The 3,155-nt window shown below is 35.7% G+C and carries 5 protein-coding genes; 2 read left to right on the plus strand and 3 right to left on the minus strand.

Going from position 1 to position 3,155, the window contains the following annotated elements; genetic code table 11:
* Positions 1–129: 129 nt before the first annotated feature.
* On the minus strand, positions 130–822 hold the full coding sequence (locus ACEW8E_RS04940; protein ID WP_373479231.1) for a class I SAM-dependent DNA methyltransferase: 693 nt from the start codon (positions 820–822) through the stop codon (positions 130–132).
* A gap of 39 nt (positions 823–861) precedes the next feature.
* Positions 862–1,155 (minus strand): type I restriction-modification system subunit M N-terminal domain-containing protein, encoded by a 294-nt coding sequence (locus ACEW8E_RS04945; protein ID WP_373479232.1) that lies wholly within the window; start codon positions 1,153–1,155, stop codon positions 862–864.
* Between the two features lie 89 nt (positions 1,156–1,244).
* Here ACEW8E_RS04945 and ACEW8E_RS04950 point away from each other — a divergent pair, with 89 nt between their 5' ends.
* Together ACEW8E_RS04950 and ACEW8E_RS04955 are read left to right on the plus strand one after the other, a co-directional pair.
* Positions 1,245–1,562: a DUF4258 domain-containing protein gene (locus tag ACEW8E_RS04950; RefSeq protein ID WP_373479233.1), complete on the plus strand. Its 318-nt coding sequence runs from the start codon at positions 1,245–1,247 to the stop codon at positions 1,560–1,562.
* Positions 1,563–1,564: 2 nt separating this feature from the next.
* Positions 1,565–1,771, plus strand: a complete 207-nt coding sequence (locus tag ACEW8E_RS04955) for a YgiT-type zinc finger protein (protein WP_373479234.1) — start codon at positions 1,565–1,567, stop codon at positions 1,769–1,771.
* Position 1,772: 1 nt separating this feature from the next.
* Here ACEW8E_RS04955 and ACEW8E_RS04960 read toward each other — a convergent pair whose 3' ends face one another.
* Positions 1,773–3,044, minus strand: coding sequence for a type I restriction-modification enzyme R subunit C-terminal domain-containing protein (locus tag ACEW8E_RS04960; RefSeq protein ID WP_373479235.1), 1,272 nt, complete (start codon positions 3,042–3,044; stop codon positions 1,773–1,775).
* Between the last annotated feature and the right edge of the window lie 111 nt (positions 3,045–3,155).

Below are 3,155 nucleotides of genomic sequence, written 5' to 3' on the forward strand. Positions count from 1 at the left end.
CACAAGTTACGAGCGATCACTCGTCGGCTCTGGTACACAGCACGCCTCTGTGATAATTTAAGAGAGTAATAAAGATACGTGCGCGTAGCGTGCCTTCGGCATCACCTTATCTAAAAATCATACTTTAATTCAGCAACGCCGAAAATTATTTTGGATTCTATCCTCCTCCTCACCACCAAAAGGCGGATTAGTAAGAATTACATCAACTTGATCTCGAATACCCAACTCCGAGAGAGGAAACCGTAAACTATTACCATAATCAATATCGGGATACTCGAAACCATGTAACAATAAATTCATTTGTACTAACAAATACGGTAAAGGCTTCGCTTCTGCACCGATAATACTATTTTGCAAAATCTCCCAATCACTAGCACTACATTGCTTTTGCAAATACTCATAAACCTCTACCAAAAAACCTCCCGTGCCACAAGCAGGATCAAAAATTACCTCTCCCAACTGAGGTTTCATCACATCCACCATAAACTTAATCACTGGGCGAGGCGTATAAAATTCCCCCGAATCCCCAGCCGCATCTCGCATTTCTTTCACCATCGACTCATAGAGAAGACTTAAAATATTTACTTCCTCTGAGTTATCAAAATGGATTTCATTCACCTTTGCCAACACATCAAATAATAATGCACCGCTAGTCATGCGGTTAGTGACATCACGAAAAACCCTTGCAATTACGTCTTTTCTATCCTTTCCCGTGTCACTTAGCAAACTTCTCAAATAGGCAAGTAAACCGCTTATTTCTCCTGTCTCATTCACTAATTCTTCTGAAACTTCACTAGCTAAGGCTTGGGGTAAAGAAGCCAAAGGTAACTTATCATCATTGATGAATTTTAAAACAGTATCTCACGAAAAATGATCATTTCCTGCCCAATCACGCCAACGATATGGCAGTTTGATGGGCGCTTTATATTCCTTTTCTTCTAATTCTGCCTCAACTTCTCTCACTTTTTCCACATCGTCTAATAACTTGAGAAACATAATCCAAGTTAACTGTGGGAGTCTGTCTAATTCTCCACTCAACCCTTTATCTTTCCGCATAATATCTCTGGCGGATTTAATTACACTTCCTAATTTTTGGGCAGTGGTAACGGAAGTTGTAGATTTAGTAGTGGATTTAGTGGTGGTTTTTCTCGGCATTAGTGATTATTAGATAATGATAAATTAAATATAGTTTGCGTTTTCTATTTAACGTTAATACTACTATCTAATCAAAATTATCATGGATTATGGATAATGTTCTGAAAATTAGAATCGAAGAAGTAGCCAAAAAGAAAATATTATTTCTACCTCATACAATACAACAAATGTCACGTCCCGAAAGAATGATAACGACTAGAGAAGTGAAAAATGTTATTTTTGAAGGAGAAATTATCGAAAACTATCCTGATGATTTAAGAGGTCATAGTTGTTTATTATTGGGTTATGGTATTAATAATCGACCTATTCATGTAGTTTGTTCACCTAAACTAGATTATTTAGCAATTATTACGGCTTATTTGCCGAATTCTAATGAATGGTCAGAAGATTTTAAAAGGAGAATATAATTATGGAATGTATGTATTGTCAAGGACAAATGAAAAAATCTACAGCACCGATGTCCATAAGTCGCAAAGGTTATCATATCCATTTTGATGCTATTCCTGCTTATGTTTGTTCTCAATGTGGTGCAGTATATTTTGAAGATGTGGAAGTTGATCAAATTCAATCCGCTTTAATGGCTTTAGAAAAAGAAACTCAGCAATTAGTCAGTTAATTTAGGCAGAATACAACAATATTTGCAACTGTTTGACGGCTAATTTTAATTCTTCCACACCGCCAAATCTTTGAGCAATCTCGATAATATTACTATACTGACGGAACTCTTGATTAGCCTTAAAAGTAGTGGGAATGGTAAACTCATCCAACCCTTTATCAGCATATTTGTCTAACAAGATTTCTAAAATTACTCTTGCTGATTCTCCGTATTGTTCAAAGAAACTTTTATGTTTTTTCTTCATTAGTTCCGCCCTTTGTTTATAGGTTAAAACAGGAGCATCAAAAGCGAGGTGACAAAGTAAATCAAAAGGATCAGCATCAGTTTTACCTGTTATTTCTCTTAATTGATCAAAATCAATGCCTTTATCCTCTAAAAGCTCAATTAATTGGCTTCTTTCTTCAGGATTGCCCCATTTTTCTTGAATTTCAATTTGAGAACGATATAAAACCCTCACTTGCTCTCTAGTATAGTCAATTAACTGAGAAACCCTTAATTCCATCTCACCACCTAAGTCGTAAATTTGTTCCTCGACTATTTCTTCTCTACCACCGTCAATATAATATTTCGCTGAATTAGGCTCTTTCACACGATTTTTCGATCGAACTTTGCTATGGTTATTGGTTTCAAAATCCGTTTGTTGTGTCACCTTACCTCGATCGTCTATTTCTGTAGTGGTAATTAATGCAGGTTCACCATCGAAATCAGGATCATTAAATAATACAGTGCTATTGGTATAATCCACGATATTAAAAGAGATTTTGCCGTATTCTTCCTTAACACGAGTCCCCCGTCCAATAATCTGTTTAAAGTCTGTCATAGAGAGAATAACACGGGCTAAGATGACGTTTTTACAGGTGGGTATATCCACTCCTGTGGTTAATAATTTTGATGTTACAGCGATGACATGATCTTGATTTTCTATATCTTTAAATTGATATAAATGTCCTTTACCTACCGAACCTGCATCGGAAGTAATACGAGAGATATAGTTATGATTTTGCTGTAAAATATCGCTGTTAAGGTTTCTCAATTCTTTGATCATGCTCTTAACGTGTTCTTCGTCCACACAGAAAATGATAGTTTTAGCGTATCTATCCGTAGCTTTGAGAAAATCAGTAATGTACTGTGCGATCACCCTTGTTCTAACTTGTCTAACTAATTTCCTTTCAAAATCAGGAGTTAAAAACACTTCATCGGGAATCGTACGTCCAAAACGATCAACCTCTCCTTGTATGGGTTGCCATTCGTTAGAAGTTAAATAAATCAACAAAAAGTCAAGATAATAGTAATAAAAATTAACAAATAGCTGAAAGCCTTATAAATGTTAATATTTTGAGAGTATTCCCTTTTTCCCAACCACGGATGACTAAGAAAATTAACC

Source organism: Geminocystis sp. (assembly GCF_041753295.1).
Taxonomy (GTDB): Bacteria; Cyanobacteriota; Cyanobacteriia; order Cyanobacteriales; family Cyanobacteriaceae; genus Geminocystis.

What these genes read in the sequence shown, in the direction of transcription:
- ACEW8E_RS04945 (WP_373479232.1), bottom strand. Translation starts at nt 1,155, where the DNA reads ATGCCGAGAAAAACCACCACTAAATCCACTACTAAATCTACAACTTCC.
- ACEW8E_RS04950 (WP_373479233.1), top strand. Translation starts at nt 1,245, where the DNA reads ATGGATAATGTTCTGAAAATTAGAATCGAAGAAGTAGCCAAAAAGAAA.
- ACEW8E_RS04955 (WP_373479234.1), top strand. Translation starts at nt 1,565, where the DNA reads ATGGAATGTATGTATTGTCAAGGACAAATGAAAAAATCTACAGCACCG.